We start from the raw sequence: 17,948 nt of genomic DNA on the forward strand, positions 1-17,948 counted from the left end.
GCTGTTCTGGCTCTCCCACCGCCCCTCGGGTCAAGCCCGAGGGCAGCCCGGTGGTTGGTTGAGAATGAGCAGTTCTTCATCCTCGTCCGCAGGGTTACGCATCAAGAGCTGTGGCCCGCTAGTCTACTGCGCCAGCATTTTGCCTGCGAGGGCGTCGGCGATCAGCTTGCGGGTATTCTCGACACCGTAAAGCGCGACGAATGAGCCGAAGCGGGGACCACGTTCCTGCCCAATCAGCACCTGATAGAGCATCTGGAAGAATTCCCCCGAAACACCCGGACCGCCGGTGGGGCTCTTCTTGGTGTGGTCCTGGTAGCGCTCGATCGTGCGAGCCACGTCGAGGGCCGCAGCCTGAATGGTTTCGTTATTCGCATCTGCCGGAAGGTCGGCGAACGCTGCCGAAACCGCCTCAAGCGCAGCGCGCTCGACGTCATCGGGCGCGCGATAGGTCTTCTGCACAAAGTCGCGGAAATAGCGGACGGCATAGCCGACCAGTTTATCCAGATCCGGATGTGTCTGCGGCGATACACCCGGCGCATAGGCCGAAATATAACCCCACATGACTTCGGGCGTTTCCGGGTTTGAGGCTGTGGCCAGATTGAGGAGCAGCGCAAAGGTGACCGGCATGTCGACCTTGGGCACATTGCCAAAATGAATATGGAACGCTGGATTCTCGACGCGCTCGGCCGTCGTCTGGCGCTCGAAGGCAGCAACAAAGCTGTAATATTCATCGACCGCGCGCGGGATGACATCGAAGTGCAACCGCTTGGCGGTGCGCGGCTTCTGGAACATGTAGAGGCCGAGGCTGTCGTTGCTGGCGTAAGTCAGCCACTCATCGATAGTCAGGCCATTGCCCTTGGACTTGGAAATCTTCTGGCCCTCGCTATCGAGGAACAGTTCATAGACATAGTGCTCAGGAGCCTTGCCGCCGAGGATTTCGCAGATTTTGTCGTAGATCGGTGCATTGGACTGATGGTCCTTGCCGAACATTTCAAAATCGACGCCGAGCGCAGCCCAGCGCATGCCGAAGTCGGGCTTCCACTGCAGCTTCACATGGCCGCCGGTGACCGGCACCGTGGTGTCGCGACCGTCTTCGTCCTCGAAAGTGATCGTGCCGTCCTTGGCGTTGACTTCCTTCATCGGCACGTAGAGCACGCGGCCCGAGATCGGGGAGATCGGCAGGAAGGGCGAATAGGTTGCCTGGCGCTCGGCACCGAGCGTTGGCAGCATGACCTTCATGATGGCGTCATAGCGCTCTGCGGCGAGGCGCAGCACTGGATCGAACTTGCCGGAGCGATAGTATTGGGTGGCGCTGGCGAATTCGTAGTCGAAGCCGAAGGTATCGAGGAACCGGCGCAGCATGGCGTTGTTGTGGTCGCCAAAGCTCGGGTACTCGTTACTCCAGGGATCTGGAACCGAGGTCAGCGGCTTTTGCAGATGCGGTTCCATCGCCTCCTTGGAGGGCACGTTTTCCGGAATCTTGCGCATGCCGTCGAGATCGTCCGAGAAGCAAAGCAGGCGCGTCGGGATCTGATCGCGGGTCAGCAGCCGAAATGCCGTACGGACCATGGTGGTACGCGCAACTTCGCCGAAAGTGCCGATATGTGGCAGGCCCGAGGGGCCATAGCCGGTCTCGAACAAAGCTTCGCCCTTGCCCGATTTCTCGAGCCGTTTGACCAGTTTCCTTGCCTCCTCAAACGGCCATGCTCTGGCAGTCTGGGCGGCGTCAAAAAACGCGGGGTCGAGAACAGGCAACGGGGCGGACGACAAAGGGGCAAACCTTTCAGGAGAAGGGAGTGCCGGTGTGTTACATTCCGAAGGCGTGACGTCAACGTTTTCGGGCGCCAATGCTTGCCAATCAAAGCCACCGAGCCTAGCAATCTTGTGTTGATGCCAATTTGCGGGATGCTCGATGTCCAACGCCGCTCACGACGCCCTGATCCACTTGATGATCGTCGCCGCCTCTTCCGACAGTGCGATGACGGAACAGGAATTGCTGCGTATTCAGGCGCTGATCGGGCGGCTGCCGGTGTTTGAAGGCTTCAACAAAGCTCGGCTGCCGCAGGTGGCCAATGCCTGTGCAGACAAACTGAATGGCCCCGGCGGGCTGGACCAGTTGCTCGACGATGCGATTGCCGCGCTGCCACGCAAGTTGCAGGACACGGCCTATGCCGTTGCGGTCGAGATCGCGTCGGTCGACCTGCATCTGGAACAGGAAGAGCTGCGTTTCCTTGAATTGCTGCGCGACAAGCTTGATCTGGATCGGTTGACCACCGCCGCGATCGAGACTGCTGCTCGCGCGCGACATCGGCGTATGCCGGCCTAGTAAAAGCCGACGGGGAACCAGCGCAGGTAAAGCTCGTCGAGCGCGCCATTGTCCTTGAGTTTGACCAGCGCCCAGTCGATGGCGTGGCGCACCGTGTCATGCCCGCCCGGCACCGCGACAGCCAGCCCTTCGCCAAACAGGTCCGGCCGAAAATAGGGATCGCCGGCAAAGCCGCAGCAGGTCAGGTTTTCGTTGAGCCAGAACGAGGCCCGCATGGCGTCGCCGAAGAAAGCATCGACCTGCTCGCCCCTAACAGCATCGAGCGCGAGAATTTCACTCGCATAGGGCGCGATCTTGACCGTGGGCAGGTAGCGCTTGAGGAAATTCTCGTGCGCGCTACCGGTGCGGACGGCGACGGTCTTGCCGCTCAGGCGTGTCGGATCGAACACCCCGATATCTGGCGCACGCGTCACGAACCGCCCCGGCAATGCCAGATAGGTCGATGAGAAATCAAAGCTGGCGCCATTTTCGGTGGACATGGCGAGCCCGGCGATCAGCGCATCGCCCTGATTATCTTCCAGCGCATTGGCCGCTTGCTCCCAGGGCCAGGCCTGAATGGTGCAGGCGACGTTGACCTCGGCGCAGATGCGCTTGGCCAGATCGACGTTAAAGCCAATCAGCTCGCCGCCAGCATCACGAAAGTTGAAGGGCGGAAAATCCGCCGTGGTCAGGAAGCGAATAGCCGGAACCGGCGTCAGGCTTGGCAGGATTTCTCTTGCACTTGGATCGACGTGGTACGGCAAAGGCTGCGCAAAGGCAGGCCCCGCCAGAAGCATGCCCAACAGGGTGAGCAGGGCCAGTTTTGATTTCATCAGCAGCATTGGGGCACCCCCTCGTCCTTCGACAAGCTCAGGATGAGGTCTACTATAAAACCGTGCATTTTCAGTAGACCTCATAGTGAGCCTGTCGAACCACGAGGGCGTGGCGATGGCTCAAATCTGATCCAACCCATATAGCAGGTCGGTGATCAAATCGTCGCTGGCTTCAAGACCAACCGACAAACGCACCAGACCCGGCGTCACACCCGTTTCAAGCCGCACGTCTTCAGTGAGGCGCTGATGCGTCGTGGTGCGCGGATGGGTAATCAAGGACCGCGCATCGCCCAGGTTGTTCGAGATCAGGATCACCGACAGGCTGTCGCACAGCTTGAACGCTGCTTCCTGGCCGCCCTTGAGATCGAGCGCGACAAGCGTCGAACCGGTCCGCATCTGGCGCTTGGCCAGATCATATTGCGGATGCGACGTGTGGTGCGGATAGATGACCCGACCGACCTTGGGGTGGCTGGCCAGCACATCGGTTATCTTGGCCGCGCTCTCGGTCATGGCCCGAACGCGCAGCGGGAACGTCTCCAGCCCCTTGAGCAAGACCCAGGCATTGAACGCACTCAGCGTCGAACCGGTCTGCCGCAACAGCGTATGGACTTCGCCCTCGATAAGCGCTTTGGACCCAAGCACGACGCCGCCGAGCACCCTGCCCTGCCCGTCGATATGCTTGGTGGCCGAATAGGTGACAAGGTCCGCGCCCAGTTCGAGCGGCTTCTGATAGAGTGCTGTCGCAAACACGTTATCGACGATCAGCACGGCGCCATGGGCGTGGGCGATATCGGCCACGGCCTTGATGTCGACCAGCTCAAGCGTTGGATTGGTGGGGGTCTCGATAAAGACCACCTTGGTATTGGGCTGCATGGCGCGGGCGAAGTTTTCCGGATCACGACCATCGACCAGCGTCGAGGTGACGCCCCAACGCGGCATGAAATCTTCCACCACATAGCGACAGCCACCAAACAGCGCGCGCGAGGCAACGATATGATCGCCGGCCTTGACCTGGCTCATCACCGCATTGCTGACGGCGGCCATGCCGCTGGCAAAGGCCTTGCCGGCCTCGGCGCGTTCAAGCAGCGCCATGCGCGTCTGGAACACATCGACGGTGGGATTGGCAAAGCGCGAGTAGTTGTGACCACCGGGGATCTCACCCTTGAACAGCCGTTCGGCGTGTTCGGAGCTCGGATAGCTATAGCCGGAGTTCAGAAAGAGCGCGTCGCTGGTCTCGTTGAAATTGGTGCGATGGGTGCCGCCATGCACAAGTTGGGTCTCGGCAGAGCGGCGGGAAGGATCGTTTAGGGGATTGTTCGCTTTGGACATCGTCACGCTTTCAAAACAAAAAAACCGGCACGCAAACAAGGCGGCCGGTTCCCAAACGGTCTTTAGCAATTTGTTTAAAGTGGCTGCAAGCGACCGGCCAAATCACCACTGAGGTTGATTTAAGAGCAATTGCCTGTTGGCGTCAATCGCGCGGGTTGGTAGGGAACACGGCTAAAGCCGAAGGAATACCGAGATCATGGACAAGCCACAGACCTGGCCGCAGGGCGTTTTTCCGGCGCGCCTGATCGACAAGCTGCACGACCAGGGTGCCATCATCGCGTCGCGCCCGTTCGACAGCGACCAGGTACAGCCCGCCAGCCTTGATCTTCGCCTCGGCGATGTTGCCTTCCGCGTGCGCTCGAGCTTTCTCCCCGGCCCCAGCCATTCGGTGGCCGAGCGGATCGAAGCGCTCAAGCTGCACGAGATCGACCTGACCAAGGGCGCCGTGCTGGAACGTGGCTGCGTTTACCTCGTACCGCTGCAGGAAAGCCTTGAGCTGCCCGATAGCGTCAGCGCCTCGGCCAATCCCAAAAGCTCGACCGGGCGGCTGGATGTGTTCACCCGCGTTATCGGCGACCGTGCGCGCGGTTTCGACCAGATGCCCGTCGGCTACAAAGGTCCGCTTTATCTCGAAGTCAGCCCACGCACCTTCCCGGTGCTGGTGCGGACCGGTTCGCGCCTCAGCCAGATGCGCTTCCGCTCGGGCGACAATCGCCTGACCGTCGCCGAGCATCAGGCGCTTCATGCCCGCGACACGCTGGTATTCGACAATAATGTGCCGGTCGGCGAGGGCGTTGCGCTGTCGATCGACCTCAAGGGCGCCGAGCGTAACGGCCTTGTCGGCTTCCGTTCCAAGCGCCACACAGCCGTTGTCGACGTCGACAAGAAAGCCGCGCTCGACGTGCTCGACTTCTGGGAGCCGCTTTATAATCGCGGCCGCGAAGAACTTATCCTCGACCCCGACGAATTCTATATTCTAGTGAGCGACGAGGCCGTGCATGTGCCGCCGACCCACGCTGCCGAAATGGTGCCGTTCGATCCATTGGTTGGCGAGTTCCGCGTGCACTATGCGGGGTTCTTCGATCCTGGTTTCGGCCATTCCTCGGCGGGTGGAACGGGTAGCCGTGCCGTGCTCGAAGTGCGCAGCCGCGAAGTGCCGTTCCTGCTCGGCCATCAGCAGACCATCGGTCGGTTGATCTACGAGAAACTGGCCGAGGCACCCGACCGCCTCTACGGCTCGGCATTGGGCTCGAACTATCAGGCCCAGACCCTCAAACTCTCCAAGCACTTCAAGCCGTATTCGGCCTGACCGGGCATTTGCGCGGCGCGTCGGGCGGACCAAACACCGTCTTGACGCCCCGCGCAATTTCCCGCATCTATCGCGCCGTTGCGGGTGTATCTCAATGGTAGAGAAGCAGCTTCCCAAGCTGATGACGAGGGTTCGATTCCCTTCACCCGCTCCAATTTCATGAAACTTGAATAGATCACACAACCGGGCGACTGCACGTCCGGTGCGTTGCCTTACCTGCCATTCTCACAATTGAGGAAATCGTGTTGCGGCGGGTGTCACGTCTGGCTCGGGGCGACTATGGTCGCGGCAGCCGAACCAAGAAGTAGATTCATGTCCGCACTCGACACTCGCATTGCCGCCCAGATCGCCACCGAAGTCGCCGCCCGCCCCGAACAGGTGCGTGCCGCGGTGGAACTGCTCGATGGTGGCGCGACGGTGCCGTTCATTGCGCGCTACCGCAAGGAAGTGACCGGTGGGCTGGACGATACTCAGTTGCGCCTCTTGGCCGAGCGTCTGACCTATCTGCGCGAGCTGGAATCCCGCCGCGCGGCCATCCTCAAATCCATCGACGAGCAGGGCAAGCTCACGCCCGATCTCACCGCATCGATCGTTGGCGCGGGCACTAAAGCCGAGCTCGAAGATCTCTACCTGCCCTTCAAGCCCAAGCGCCGCACCAAGGCCGAAATTGCGCGCGAACGCGGCCTAGGCCCACTAGCGGAAGCCATCCTCGCAAACCGCAATGCCGATCCGCTCCTGCTAGCCGAAGCCTACATTACCGAAGAAGTCCCCGGCACCAAGGAAGCGCTCGAAGGCGCGCGCGACATCGTCATCGAGGGCCTGTCGGAAAACGCCGCGCTGCTCGGCCAGCTCCGCACCTATATGCGCGACAAGGCCATGCTCAGCGCCAAGGTGCAAAAGGGCAAGGAAGAGGCCGGCGCCAAGTTCTCCGATTATTTCGCCCATTCCGAACTCTGGAAGAAGGTCGCTGGCCACCGTGCCCTCGCCATGATGCGCGGTCGTGACGAAGAGTTCCTCAGCCTCGATATCGAGGTGGACGCCGACGTCACCGACCCGGTCAAACCAGCCGAACGCCTCGTCGCTGGCGCCCTCAACGCGCAAGGCAATGGCGCGGGTGACAAATGGTTGCGCGAAGTGGCCGGCTGGGCCTGGCGCACCCGCCTCCGCGTTTCGCTCTCCATCGATCTGATGGTCGAGCTGCGCGAGCGCGCCGAGGTCGAGGCTATCGCTGTCTTTGCCCGCAATCTCAAGGATCTGCTGCTGGCCGCGCCCGCTGGTGCCCGCGCCACCATGGGCATCGACCCCGGCATTCGCACCGGCTGCAAGCTCGCCGTCATCGACCCCACAGGCAAGGTACTCGATACCGAAACCATCTACCCCTTCCCGCCGCGCAACGACGTGATGGGCTCGCAGGCCGCCATTCAGGCGCTGATCAAAAAGCATGGCGTCCAGCTCATCGCCATCGGCAATGGCACCGGCAGCCGGGAAACCGAAAAACTGGTGATGGACCTGATGGAGCGCCTGCCCGCGCCCAAGCCCACCAAGGTCATCGTCTCCGAAGCCGGAGCATCGGTCTATTCTGCCTCCGAACTCGCGGCGCAGGAGTTCCCCAATCTCGATGTCTCGCTACGTGGCGCCGTCTCCATCGCCCGTCGCCTGCAGGACCCGCTGGCCGAACTGGTCAAGATCGAACCCAAGGCCATTGGCGTCGGCCAATATCAGCATGATGTCGACCAGTACCGCCTTAACCGCTCGCTCGATGCCGTGGTGGAAGATGCGGTGAACGCCGTGGGCGTTGATCTCAACACCGCCTCCGCCCCTCTCCTCGCCCGGATTTCGGGCCTCGGGCCATCGGTCGCCGAAGCCATTATCACCCACCGCGACGCCAACGGCCCGTTCCGTTCGCGCAAGGCATTGATGGATGTGCCGCGCCTTGGCCAGCGCACCTTCGAGCAAGCCGCCGGGTTCCTGCGCATTACCGACGGCACCGAGCCGCTCGACGCTTCATCGGTTCACCCCGAGGCCTATGGCGTTGCCCGCAAGATCGTTGCCGCCTGCGGTCGCGACCTGCGCACCATCATGGGCGACAAGTCAGCCCTGTCGGGCCTTGACCCCAAGAGCTTCGTCGATGAGCGCTTCGGCCTGCCCACCGTGCGCGATATTCTACTCGAACTCGAAAAGCCCGGCCGCGACCCACGTCCCGCGTTCAAGACCGCGACATTCGCCGATGGCGTGGATGACATAAAACACCTCAAGCCAGGCATGATGCTGGAGGGCACGGTCACCAATGTCGCCGCCTTTGGTGCTTTCGTCGATATCGGCGTGCATCAGGACGGGCTCGTCCACGTCTCCCAGCTGGCCGACAAATTCGTCAAGGACCCGTACGAGGTCGTCAAAGCCGGCGATGTGGTCAAAGTCCGCGTCACCGAAGTCGACGTGCCGCGCAAGCGCATCGGGCTGACCATGCGTAAGGAACTTGACACGACCGCCCCGCGTGAACGCCCCCGCGACCAGCCCCTCCGCGCCAACCAGCGCCAACCGCAGGAAGCGCCGCGTAGCACCGGGTCGCTGGGCGACATGCTGAGCGAGGCGATGCGCAAAAAGAAGTAGCGGGGTCGACGGCTTTAACCGACCTGACAAGGCCGTTTGCAGGCATCATTCACGCGTAGTTTGACTTTTGTCAGAGTGCATGAATAATGTCGAAAAGGCGGAACTTGGTCAGGAAAACGATGTCGATACGGCCAACGGATCAGATCATTCATCGGGCTGCGTGGCTGTATTATACGCACGGCATGCGGCAGGACGAAGTGGCCAAGCGGCTCGATATTTCGCGGGCATCGGTCGCCATGTATCTGCGCAAGGCGCGCGAGACTGGCATCGTGACGATTTCGACGTCGAGCCAGCTGTTCACCGATGACGTGCTGGCGCGCAAGCTGGAAGACGAACTCGGGCTGCAGGCCGTTTGGATCGTGCCCGAGGACCGTCAAGCCATCGACCCGGTCGCCGAAATGCCCGTGGTGGCCGCGGCGGTTTTTCTGGAGCTGGTCAAGAAGGGCGATCGCGTTGGCGTGGCCTGGGGCCGCACCGTTTATCATATCGCCGACGTCATGCCCTATGCCGACCTGCAGGATGTGACCGTGATGCAAATCTGCGGCAACCTAGGCGCGCCCTACTCCTATCGGCCCGACCAGTGCACGACAGAAATTGCGCGGCGGTTGAACGCGGAAGGCATCAATATTTATGCACCGCTGGTGCTGAGCTCCGAGCGGTTGGCTGATGAAATCCGCGCCGAACCCGTTATCGAAGAACAACTCGCTTCCATCGCCGATTGCCAGTTGGCGCTTTATTCCGTTGGCGGTGTCGAGGATGACAGCCATCTGGTCAAATGCGGTGCGCTGAGCGCTGCTGAAATGCATGCTTTGGGCGAAGCAGGCGCCGTCGGCGTTATCGCCGGGCAGTTGATCGATGCCGAGGGGCAATTGATGGACTGCGCCTATAACCGCCGCTGCATTTCAGCCGACCTCGCCTCCATTCGCGCCATCCCTAAACGGATGATGGTGGTGCAGGAAGAAAACAAATTCGAGCCGCTGGTTGCCGCCATCAAGGGGGGCCTGGTCTCCCATTTGGTGGTCACCACCTCGATGGCGCAAAACCTGCTGGCCCGCTGGGCGCACGAAGCCAAGACCAGTTGATCCACCCGATCTATTGCCACCCCGGCCCGTCTGTGGGGCCTTTCCGATTTATGCGGGACCGATACGAATGAAAAATCTCTGGAATGATGCCGAAGCCGAAGCCATGGTGGCCACCTATGCCGCCAAGGGCGTCAATCGCGATCTGGCGCTGCGCACCTACACGACCCGGCTGCTCGGCGGCGAACCGCGCCTGGTTCTGCATGGTGGCGGCAATACCTCGGTCAAGACCACGGTAACCGATCTGGTCGGCGATAGCTGGGATGTGCTCTGCGTCAAGGGCAGCGGCTGGGACATGGGCACGATCGAGCCTGAGGGCCTGCCCGCTGTCAAAATCGCGCCGCTGCTCAAGGGCCGCGCGCTCGACAAGCTGTCCGACGCGAACATGGTGACGTTGCAGCGCGCCAACCTCATCGATCCGGCGTCGCCCAACCCGTCGGTTGAAGCGCTGCTGCATGCCTTCATTCCGCACAAATTCGTCGATCACACCCATTCGACCGCCATTCTGGCGATTGCCGATCAGGCCGAAAGCCGGGTGATGAGCGAAAAGCTGTTCGGGCCAAAGATGGGTTTTGTGCCCTACATCATGCCGGGCTTTGATCTCGCGAAGGCCGCGGCCGACGTCTACGATCAGGACCCGAGTGTTGAAGGCCTGATCCTCGACAAGCATGGCATTTTCACCTTCGCCGAAACGGCGAAGGAAGCCTATGACCTGATGATCCACTACGTCACGGTGGCCGAAGACTACGTCAAGCAGAACGGCAAGAACCCGTTCACGCCGACTGCACTTCCCTCAAACTTGGCCAAGCCTGCCGATGTTGCCGCCCTGCTGCGCGGTGCGGTCGCGGTTGATCGGGGCGAGGGTCGCTTCGATCGCATGGTCAGCGAGTTCCGGACCTCCCCGGCCATCCTCGAATTCGTCAATGCCAGCCAGGTCGAAGACATGGCGAGCCGTGGCGTGTCGACGCCCGATCTCTCGATCCGCATCAAGACCGGCCCGATGGTGTTGCCCGCGCCCGACGCCGATGCGCTGGACGGCTACAAGCAGATCATCGCAGATCGCGTCGCGGCTTTTGCTGCCGACTACACCGAGTATTTCAAGGCCAATGACGCGCGCGATGACGTCAAGCGCACCATGCTCGACCCGATGCCGCGCCTGACGCTGGTGCCGGGCCTTGGTATGTTCGGTCATGGCCGCACGCTCAAGGATGCCCGCATTGCCGCCGACGTTGGCGAAATGTGGATCGAAGCGGCGCGCGACGCCGAGTCCGTCGGCCGCTTCCAGCCGGTCAGCCGCCCCGATCTGTTCGATCTCGAATACTGGTCGCTGGAGCAGGCCAAGCTTGCTGGCGCCAAGTCGAAGCCGTTTACCGGTCAGGTTGCCGTCGTTACCGGTGGTGCCGGGGCCATCGGCGCTGCCACCGCCAAGGCGTTCGCCCAGCAGGGCGCGCATGTCGTGGTGCTCGATCTCGATGCGGCCAAGGCCGCCGCTGCCGCCAAGGTCGCCGGCAACGGCTCCATTGGTCTTGGCTGCGATGTGACCGACGCAGCGTCGGTACGAGCAGCGTTTGATGCGGCAGTGGCTACCTATGGCGGCGTCGACATCGTCGTCTCCAATGCCGGCGCTGCCTGGGAAGGGGCGATTGCCACGCTGGACGACGCGCTGCTGCGCAAGAGCTTTGAGCTCAATTTCTTCGCGCATCAGAGCGTGGCGCAGAACGCGGTTCGCGTGATGAAGCAGCAGGGTACCGGCGGCGTGTTGCTGTTCAATGCCAGCAAGCAGGCAGTCAATCCAGGCGCCAATTTCGGTGCTTATGGCTTGCCCAAGGCGGCCGCACTGTTCCTGTCGCGCCAGTACGCGCTTGAGCATGGTGTCGATGGCATTCGCTCCAATGCGGTCAATGCCGACCGCATCCGCTCGGGCCTGCTCAACGACGAAATGATCGCCAACCGCTCATCGGCACGCGGTCTCACCGTCAAGGACTACATGGCGGGCAATCTGCTCGGGCTTGAAGTCACTGCAGAGGACGTTGCGCAGGCATTCGTGCATCAGGCTTTAGCCGAACGCACCACCGCAGACGTGACCACGGTCGATGGCGGCAATATCGCTGCCGCAATGCGCTAAGAGCACAAGCTTTCGGGGCGCCTCTGGCTCCTCAGTCATCGAAGCTACAACACAGCCCCCATCGTGGGGGCTGTGTTCGTTTGAGCGCGCAGTCGTGCCGCGACCATCCCAAAATAAAAAGGGCGACTCGAAGGCCGCCCTCAATCTTGATTCTGGCAGGCGCCGTTACTTAGCGGCTGGCAGTGGCATCCAGGCTGGTACGACCACGTCAGCGTGAGCGAACTGGGGCAGCTTGGCGCCGAGTTCTTCCATGTTCTTGATGTCGTTGTCGTTGAGCTGAGCCTGAGTGATCAGGGTTGGCGGAACGACGACGCTGTGGCCGGGATCTTCGCCAGCCAGCATCATGGCAAGGGCACGGACAGAGACCTGACCAACCACTGCTGGGTTGGTTGCAGCGGTTGCCATCCAGGCACTGCCTGGCTCGCGCATTGCGGCAATGTCGGAGGTCGAAATGTCGGCCGAGTAGATCTTGACGTCAGACGACAGGCCGGCTTCGTCCACGGCGATCTTCACACCCTTGGCGAATTCGTCATAGGGAGCAAACATCACCTGAATGCCTGGATTGGCCGACAGGACCGAACGGGCCTGGTTGGCGACCGAGTTGGCAATCGGGTTGTCCATGGTGCCGAACATGGCGACTTCATCGATACCGGGATACTTGGCTTTGAACTCTTTCCAGGTCTCGTCGCGGCGGTCGAGTGGCGCGATGCCGGCGACATAGACATAGCCGGCTTTCCACGAGTCGCCATTGTCTGCGATGGCCTGTTCCAGAGCGAGGCGAGCCAGATCGCGGTCGGACTGTTCGATCTGTGGGATGGCGTCGTTTTCCACGTTCACGTCGAAGGCGACAACCTTGATGCCCGCATCGACAGCGCGCTGCGCCGCTTCTTTCATCGACTCGGTCAGGCCGTGCTGGATGATGATGCCATTGACGCCAAGCGCGATGGCCTGATCGACCATGTCGGCCTGAAGGGCGGCGTCCTGACGGCTATCGAGCACGCGCAGATCAACGCCCAGTGCCTTTGCCTGGGCCTCCACACCCGACAGGTAGGCCTGGAAGAAGTCGCCGGTCGACAGATAGCGAACAAGCGCGATCTTGACCTGGCCGGGGTTGTCGAATGGCGCTGGCTTGTCCTGCGCCAAGGCGGCGCCGCTCAGAGCGGACGCCCCAAGAAGGCCAAGTGCCAGTTTGCCGAGAGTTCTACGAGAAATATGCATTCAGTCATCCTCCACTTGCAGAAATTGAATTGATTGCGGCTTTTACCGCTTGCCTCTCTTGGAGAGTGCAAAGGTAAACACCAGCGCGACGACCAGCACCGCGCCCTTGATGAAATCCTGTGTGTAGTAAGGGGCATTCATCATGGTGAGGCCCTGCAGCAGCACACCGACGAACACCGCACCGACGGCCGTTCCCAGCGCATTGGGCTTGGCGGCGCCAAGCACGGCAAAGCCGATCAATGCGGCGGCAACGGAGTCGAGCAGCAGGTTATTGCCTGAGGCGATATCGCCGCGCCCGAGACGGGCCGCCAGCAGGATGCCACCGATCGAGGCAAAGACGCCCGAGATGATATAGGCCCAGATCTTGTAGGCATTGACCGGCGCTCCGGCCAATTGCGCGGCGCGCTCATTGGAGCCAACGGCATACATCATGCGGCCAAAGCGGGTGTATTCGAGGAAGAACCAGATCAGGATGGCCAGCACCACCAGCACCACCACCGAAATCGGCAGCAGATTTGGCAGAAAGAGGTCAAACCGATGCCGGCCCAGCGCCAGAAATTCGGGGCTGAATGTGCCGCTGGCGACGGAGCCGTCTGGCATGGACATGCCGGTGGCAATCGAGCGTCCTTCGGTGGGAATACGCTGCAGACCGACCAGCAGGAACATCATGCCCAGCGTGGCCAGCAGATCGGGCACGCGCATATATACAATGAGTACGCCATTGATCAGCCCGACAATGACACCAACCGCCAGACACACGGCAACGGCCGTTATGGCATCGCCGCCCAGCACGACCATCACATAGGACGACGCCATCATGGCCGTGGTGGCGACCGAACCGATGGACAAATCGAAGCCGCCGACGACCAGCGTGGCCGTGACGCCGAGCGCCAAGATGCCGGTGATCGCCACCGACTGGAAAATGAACACCGCGCTTTGAGGTGACGCAAAGCCTTCGGCGGCAATGCCGAAATAGATGACGAGGCCGGCCAGCAGCGCGAGGAAGCCATAGCGGATCGCGTAGTCGCGCGCGCTCATGGTGTTGGTCGAGCGTGATTTGGCCGCTGGCGCTGAGGTATCGGAGGCCATCTTGGTCCCTGTCGTTGAAGTGTCCATTTAGTTGACCGGGGCGTGCTGTCCGGCGATTTCCGCCAGCAGCCTGTCCATGTCGATCTCGGCGTTGCGGTGTTCACCGACCAGCGTATGTTCCGACATCACGACGATGCGGTCGGCGATCTCGAAGGCTTCGTCGAGTTCGGTCAGAAAGACGATGGTCGCCCTGCCCGCAGCGGATGCGCGCAGCTTGCCGGCAATGTCGCGGCGTGCCGCAATGTCGACGCCCTGGAAAGGCTCATCGAGAACCAGCACCTTTGCGGGTTGGCTCAGCCAACGGGCGACCATCACTTTCTGCTGGTTACCGCCCGACAGCGTGCTCATGTCGTCGCGCTCAGTGCGGCAGACGATATCGAGCGCGGCGATCTGCTCGCGAGCACGGGATCGCTCTACCCGACGCTTGGAGACGCCGAAATCGGACAGACGCTTAAGGAACGGCAGGCTGATATTTTCGTAGATGTTGAAGTCGGGCACGATGCCGCTGTCGCCACGATCTTTAGCAATCAGGAACACGCCGTGATCGATGGCCTGTGCCGTACTGCGCGGGGCATAGGCCTTGCCCATCAGCGTCATCGAGCCGCCGAGCGGGGCGCGGGCACCGAACAGGGTTTCGGCAAAAGCCGTCTTGCCGACGCCGACAAGGCCCGTGACGGCGACGATTTCGCCATCACCGAGTGCCAGCGAAAATGGCTTGGTACCAGCGGCGATGCGCAGGTTTTCGACCTGGAACACCGGGGCGCTGGCTTCGCGCACCACAACATTGGTCAGGCTGATCTTCTGGCCCAGCATGGCATTGACCGCGCCCTCATAGTCCAGTGTCGGTCCTTCGAAGACGCCGGCGATACGTCCGTCACGCAGGCTGACAATGGTGTCGGCGAGGCGGCGGATGTCGGACATGCGGTGCGAGATATAAAGGATGGCAACGCCGCGCTCGCGCAGGCGGTCGACCAGATCAAACAACCGGTCGGCTTCCGCGCTCGAGAGCGAGCTGGTGGGTTCATCGAGAATGAGGACGCGTGGCTCGTGCGCCATGGCGCGGGCGATGGCCACCATCTGCCGGTCGGCCAGTGCCAGATCGCTGACATTGGCCTTGAGGTCGACCATCAGGCCCATGCGGTCAGCGACGGCCTTGGCCTCGTGTCGCACCCGGCGTGGGTTGAACAACAGGCGCGCGCCGGCCCCGCTGAGGCGGTCGAGCGTGAGATTGGTTGCGACGTCGAGATCGGCGACGACGCCATCATTGATGTTTTGATGCACCGTCACGACGCCGGCACGAATGGCATCGGCGGGGGTCGCGGGGGCAAAGGCCTCTCCGGCCAAAGTGATGGTTCCAGCGTCCAGCCGATACACACCGCTGACGATCTTGACCAACGTGGATTTGCCAGCGCCGTTGGCGCCCATCAGCACCGTGACAGTGCCTGCGCGCAATGCCAGATCGACCCCACCCAGCACCTGGATCGGACCGAAAGACTTGCGCAGTCCATCAACGCGGAACACGGGTTCTTCGACCATTTGTTCCTCCCCTGATCACGATGCTAGAGCGCGTCATCATCAAATGTCAAGCATGTTGACAATTGACAGAAACCTACCTTACCAAAGGAGAACACTAAGGCGCGCAGGCGGCCAAACCGCCCAAGCGTGCAGATTGCGTCGCGAGGGGGAGATGAGCGAAATTCAAGTTTTTGAAGCACTGACAACCGACACCTTGCCTGTCCGGCTCGGCACTCTGCCCACTCTGCAGGATCGCATCGGAGCGGACTCCACGCACTGGAAAGTGCGCGAAGTGGGCGACGGCAACCTCAACCTGGTGTTCATCGTCGAGGGCGACAACGGCACCGCCATCGTCAAGCAGGCCCTGCCCTATGTCCGCCTGGTCGGCGACAGCTGGCCATTGCCGCTGAAGCGCTCGTTCTTTGAATACAATGCGCTCATTCGTCAGGAAGCGCGGCACCCCGGCAGCACGCCGCAGATCCTGCATTTCGATGCCGATCAGGCGCTGATCGTCATGGAATTTCTGTCGCCGCACATCATTTTGCGGCGCGCGCTGATCGAGGGCCAGCAATTGCCCAAGATCGCCAATGACCTTGGCCTGTTCCTGGCGCGCACGCTGTTCCGCGGCTCGGACCTGTCGATGACCGCCCGCGCCCGCAAGGATGACCTGGCGCTGTTCGCCGACAATGCCGAAGTCTGCGACATCACCGAAGCGCTGGTGTTTTCCGAGCCCTATTTCGATGCGCCACGCAATCGGCATACCTCGCCGCAACTCGATGGCATTGTCGCTCAGTTGCGCGCCGACCGCGATCTCAAGGTCGAAGCGCAGCGGCTCAAGCATCTGTTCGCGGCCAATGCCGAAACCATGCTGCATGGTGATCTGCATTCCGGCTCCGTCATGGTCACGCCGGATGAAACCCGCGTCATCGACCCCGAATTCGCGTTCTACGGCCCTATGGCCTTTGACGTCGGCATGCTGCTCGCCAATTTCTGGATGGCGTATTTCTCGCAGTCCGGCCACGAGGAGACTGGCAGCCGCGATAGCATGCGCGCCTATCTTCTAGGCGTCATCACCGACACCTGGAGCGTCTTCCGCACCGAGTTCTCGCGCCTCTGGCGCACCGAGCGCACGGGCATGCTGTATCAGGCTGCGCTTTATGAAGATCAGGGCGACGTGCTTGGCGCCGAACAGGCGCTTGACCATGTCCTGCATCAGATCTGGGTCGATATGCTCGGGTTCGCCGGTGTGGAAATGCACCGCCGCATTCTCGGGCTCGCTCACAATGCCGATTTTGAGACCATCGCCGATCCGGACCTGCGGGCCCGGTGCGAAACCAAGGCGCTCAAACTTGGCCGTCACCTCGCCGTGAACCGGCGTCAAATTTACAGCATGGACGAAGTCAATTCGCTGGCTGAACTGATCGAGAAGGAGATCGTGTCTTGAACGTTGGAGACCGTCACTACCACACCATCTGGCTCAACGAAGATGGCCGATCCGTCGATATCATCGACCAGCGCTGGCTGCCCCATGAGTTCCGCATTGAAACCGTGCGCACAGTCGATGGCATTGCCACCGCCATCCGCGACATGTGGGTCCGTGGCGCGCCACTGATCGGCGTCACCGCTGCGTATGGCGTTGCGATCGCCATGCTTGAGGACGCGTCCGACGCGGCTATCGATGCTGTCTGGGAAAAACTGCACGAAACCCGCCCCACGGCGATCAACCTCAAATGGGCGCTCGACGAAATGCGCGCATTTCTGCGTCCAATTCCAGTGGCGGATCGCGCGGAAGCGGCTTATCGCCGTGCCGCCGAAATCGCCGAGGAAGACGTCCAACTCAACCGCAATATCGGCTTGAATGGCCTCGCCATCATCAAGGAAATCGCGGCCAGGAAGAAGCCTGGCGAAGTGGTCAACATCCTGACCCACTGCAATGCCGGCTGGCTCGCGACCGTCGACTATGGCACCGCGACCGCACCGATCTATCTGGCCACAGAAGAGGGCATTGCGGTTCACGTCTATGTCGACGAAACCCGTCCCCGCAATCAAGGCGCTCAGCTCACCGCATGGGAGCTGAACAATCACGGCGTGCCGCATACGTTGATCGTTGATAATGCCGGCGGGCACCTGATGCAGCATGGCATGGTCGACATGGTCATTGTCGGCACCGACCGCACCACCGCCAATGGCGATGTGTGCAACAAGATCGGCACCTATCTCAAGGCGCTCGCCGCCAAGGATAACAACGTGCCGTTCTACGTCGCGCTGCCCTCGCCAACCATCGACTGGACGGTCAAGGACGGGGTCAAGGAAATCCCGATCGAAGAGCGTTCCGGCGACGAAGTCACCTTCGTTCAGGGCCGCGCGGCCGATGGCAAGATTGCGCTGGTACGCATTTCGCCAGAGGGCACCAAGGCTGCCAATCCGGCATTCGACGTGACCCCTGCCCGGCTTATCACCGGCCTGATCACCGAGCGTGGCGTCGCCAAGGCTTCGCCCGAGGGCCTCAAGGCCCTGTTCCCAGAACGGCAGTGAG

At 61.5% G+C, this 17,948-nt stretch carries 13 protein-coding genes, 1 tRNA gene and 1 riboswitch; of the genes, 8 read left to right on the plus strand and 6 right to left on the minus strand.

What is annotated here, in order from left to right:
* Window positions 1-123 precede the first annotated feature (123 nt).
* Entirely contained in the window at window positions 124-1,770 is a 1,647-nt protein-coding gene (locus ABIE28_RS14330) for a lysine--tRNA ligase (protein WP_354064041.1), read from the minus strand.
* A gap of 142 nt (window positions 1,771-1,912) precedes the next feature.
* On the opposite strand from ABIE28_RS14330, the gene ABIE28_RS14335 reads away from it, so the two are divergent.
* Entirely contained in the window at window positions 1,913-2,326 is a 414-nt protein-coding gene (locus ABIE28_RS14335) for a tellurite resistance TerB family protein (RefSeq protein ID WP_354064043.1), read from the plus strand.
* Here ABIE28_RS14335 and ABIE28_RS14340 read toward each other — a convergent pair.
* Window positions 2,323-3,147: a transporter substrate-binding domain-containing protein gene (locus tag ABIE28_RS14340; protein ID WP_354064045.1), complete on the minus strand. Its 825-nt coding sequence runs from the start codon at window positions 3,145-3,147 to the stop codon at window positions 2,323-2,325. The two genes, ABIE28_RS14335 and ABIE28_RS14340, sit on opposite strands and share 4 nt — an antisense overlap.
* Before the next feature lie 111 nt (window positions 3,148-3,258).
* Entirely contained in the window at window positions 3,259-4,467 is a 1,209-nt protein-coding gene (gene metZ / locus ABIE28_RS14345) for an O-succinylhomoserine sulfhydrylase (protein ID WP_354064046.1), read from the minus strand.
* A gap of 43 nt (window positions 4,468-4,510) precedes the next feature.
* Window positions 4,511-4,586, minus strand: a riboswitch (SAM riboswitch).
* 77 nt (window positions 4,587-4,663) lie between these two features.
* Between metZ and ABIE28_RS14350 the strand changes: the two genes are divergently transcribed.
* The 5 genes from ABIE28_RS14350 (at window position 4,664) to ABIE28_RS14370 (ending at window position 11,590) form a co-directional block, all read left to right on the plus strand.
* Window positions 4,664-5,776 (plus strand): 2'-deoxycytidine 5'-triphosphate deaminase, encoded by a 1,113-nt coding sequence (locus ABIE28_RS14350; protein ID WP_354064048.1) that lies wholly within the window; start codon window positions 4,664-4,666, stop codon window positions 5,774-5,776.
* Window positions 5,777-5,856: 80 nt separating this feature from the next.
* Window positions 5,857-5,930: transfer RNA gene (locus ABIE28_RS14355), tRNA-Gly, on the plus strand.
* Between the two features lie 158 nt (window positions 5,931-6,088).
* Window positions 6,089-8,386 carry a Tex family protein gene (locus tag ABIE28_RS14360; protein ID WP_354064050.1) on the plus strand — a complete coding sequence of 766 codons (2,298 nt, stop codon included), beginning with the start codon at window positions 6,089-6,091 and terminating at the stop codon, window positions 8,384-8,386.
* A 119-nt stretch (window positions 8,387-8,505) separates the two neighbouring features.
* A complete protein-coding gene (locus ABIE28_RS14365) occupies window positions 8,506-9,468 on the plus strand; it encodes a sugar-binding transcriptional regulator (RefSeq protein WP_354064052.1) in 963 nt (320 codons plus the stop codon).
* A 67-nt stretch (window positions 9,469-9,535) separates the two neighbouring features.
* Window positions 9,536-11,590, plus strand: coding sequence for a bifunctional aldolase/short-chain dehydrogenase (locus ABIE28_RS14370; protein WP_354064054.1), 2,055 nt, complete (start codon window positions 9,536-9,538; stop codon window positions 11,588-11,590).
* A 165-nt stretch (window positions 11,591-11,755) separates the two neighbouring features.
* On the opposite strand, the gene ABIE28_RS14375 is transcribed toward ABIE28_RS14370, so the two are convergent.
* From ABIE28_RS14375 to ABIE28_RS14385, 3 genes are read right to left on the minus strand one after another with little or no spacing between them, the layout of a single operon-like run.
* Window positions 11,756-12,808, minus strand: coding sequence for a substrate-binding domain-containing protein (locus tag ABIE28_RS14375; protein ID WP_354064056.1), 1,053 nt, complete (start codon window positions 12,806-12,808; stop codon window positions 11,756-11,758).
* Between the two features lie 42 nt (window positions 12,809-12,850).
* Complete coding sequence (locus tag ABIE28_RS14380) at window positions 12,851-13,897, minus strand: ABC transporter permease (protein ID WP_354064058.1); 1,047 nt, start codon at window positions 13,895-13,897, stop codon at window positions 12,851-12,853.
* A 27-nt stretch (window positions 13,898-13,924) separates the two neighbouring features.
* Entirely contained in the window at window positions 13,925-15,433 is a 1,509-nt protein-coding gene (locus tag ABIE28_RS14385; protein WP_354064060.1) for a sugar ABC transporter ATP-binding protein, read from the minus strand.
* Window positions 15,434-15,584: 151 nt separating this feature from the next.
* Between ABIE28_RS14385 and mtnK the strand changes: the two genes are divergently transcribed.
* A complete protein-coding gene (gene mtnK, locus ABIE28_RS14390) occupies window positions 15,585-16,856 on the plus strand; it encodes an S-methyl-5-thioribose kinase (protein ID WP_354064062.1) in 1,272 nt (423 codons plus the stop codon).
* Window positions 16,853-17,947, plus strand: coding sequence for an S-methyl-5-thioribose-1-phosphate isomerase (mtnA, locus tag ABIE28_RS14395; protein WP_354064064.1), 1,095 nt, complete (start codon window positions 16,853-16,855; stop codon window positions 17,945-17,947). The genes mtnK and mtnA overlap by 4 nt, the downstream gene beginning before the upstream one ends.
* Window position 17,948: the final 1 nt, after the last annotated feature.

Source organism: Devosia sp. 2618 (assembly GCF_040546815.1).
GTDB lineage: Bacteria > Pseudomonadota > Alphaproteobacteria > Rhizobiales > Devosiaceae > Devosia.

What these genes read in the sequence shown, in the direction of transcription:
- mtnK (WP_354064062.1), top strand. Translation starts at nt 15,585, where the DNA reads ATGAGCGAAATTCAAGTTTTTGAAGCACTGACAACCGACACCTTGCCT.
- metZ (WP_354064046.1), bottom strand. Translation starts at nt 4,467, where the DNA reads ATGTCCAAAGCGAACAATCCCCTAAACGATCCTTCCCGCCGCTCTGCC.
- ABIE28_RS14340 (WP_354064045.1), bottom strand. Translation starts at nt 3,147, where the DNA reads ATGCTGCTGATGAAATCAAAACTGGCCCTGCTCACCCTGTTGGGCATG.
- ABIE28_RS14350 (WP_354064048.1), top strand. Translation starts at nt 4,664, where the DNA reads ATGGACAAGCCACAGACCTGGCCGCAGGGCGTTTTTCCGGCGCGCCTG.
- ABIE28_RS14380 (WP_354064058.1), bottom strand. Translation starts at nt 13,897, where the DNA reads ATGGCCTCCGATACCTCAGCGCCAGCGGCCAAATCACGCTCGACCAAC.
- ABIE28_RS14385 (WP_354064060.1), bottom strand. Translation starts at nt 15,433, where the DNA reads ATGGTCGAAGAACCCGTGTTCCGCGTTGATGGACTGCGCAAGTCTTTC.
- ABIE28_RS14365 (WP_354064052.1), top strand. Translation starts at nt 8,506, where the DNA reads ATGTCGATACGGCCAACGGATCAGATCATTCATCGGGCTGCGTGGCTG.
- ABIE28_RS14375 (WP_354064056.1), bottom strand. Translation starts at nt 12,808, where the DNA reads ATGCATATTTCTCGTAGAACTCTCGGCAAACTGGCACTTGGCCTTCTT.
- ABIE28_RS14370 (WP_354064054.1), top strand. Translation starts at nt 9,536, where the DNA reads ATGAAAAATCTCTGGAATGATGCCGAAGCCGAAGCCATGGTGGCCACC.
- ABIE28_RS14335 (WP_354064043.1), top strand. Translation starts at nt 1,913, where the DNA reads ATGTCCAACGCCGCTCACGACGCCCTGATCCACTTGATGATCGTCGCC.
- ABIE28_RS14360 (WP_354064050.1), top strand. Translation starts at nt 6,089, where the DNA reads ATGTCCGCACTCGACACTCGCATTGCCGCCCAGATCGCCACCGAAGTC.